The sequence below is a fragment of the Mycobacterium sp. E136 genome (genome assembly GCF_001666865.1).
In the GTDB taxonomy this organism is placed as follows: Bacteria; Actinomycetota; Actinomycetes; order Mycobacteriales; family Mycobacteriaceae; genus Mycobacterium.
In genome coordinates this window covers 1-613 of the sequence record NZ_LZJE01000244.1, presented here as the reverse complement: position 1 = coordinate 613, position 613 = coordinate 1, and the positions used below count along the sequence as shown (strand labels likewise).

General features: G+C 66.6%; 1 pseudogene. It reads left to right on the top strand.

The features are described from left to right. Positions 1-613: pseudogene (locus A5698_RS29035) on the top strand (dihydrodipicolinate reductase); the annotation flags it as partial.

Sequence of the window (613 nt, the reverse complement as noted above, 5' to 3'; positions counted from 1 at the left end):
GCGATCCGGAGCAGGCCCGACCTCGAACTGGTCGGGGCGTGGGTGCACTCCGAGGAGAAAGTCGGCAAGGACGCGGGGGTGCTGGCGGGCGGTGATCCGATCGGGCTGGCGGCCACCAATGACGCCGATGCGTTGATCACGCTGCGACCGGACTGCGTGGTGTACGCCGCGAGCGGGCCGGAACGCGACGCCGCGGCGGTGCCCGACTACCTGAAGCTCCTGGAAGCCGGGATCAACGTCGTGTCGACGTCGTCGACGACGCTGATCTATCCGCCCGCCTATTACTCGCCCGAATGGCGCGACCAGTTGTCCGCGGCCGCCAAGGAGGGCCAGGTCTCGTTGTACGCCTCGGGGATCGAGCCGGGCTTCGTCGCCGACTACCTACCGCTGGTGCTGAGCACACAGTCGTCGCAGATCGAGAAGATCCACGCCTACGAGATAGGCCTGTACGACGACTACGGTGTTTCCGACATCATGAGCGACGCTTTGGGATTCGGCCGACCGCTCGACTACCAGCCGTGGATCTCATTTCCCGGGGCGATCGCCGGCGAATGGCAAGGCCAGATCCGCATGGTCGCCGAGGCCCTCGGCGTCGAGATCCAAGAGGTCCGCG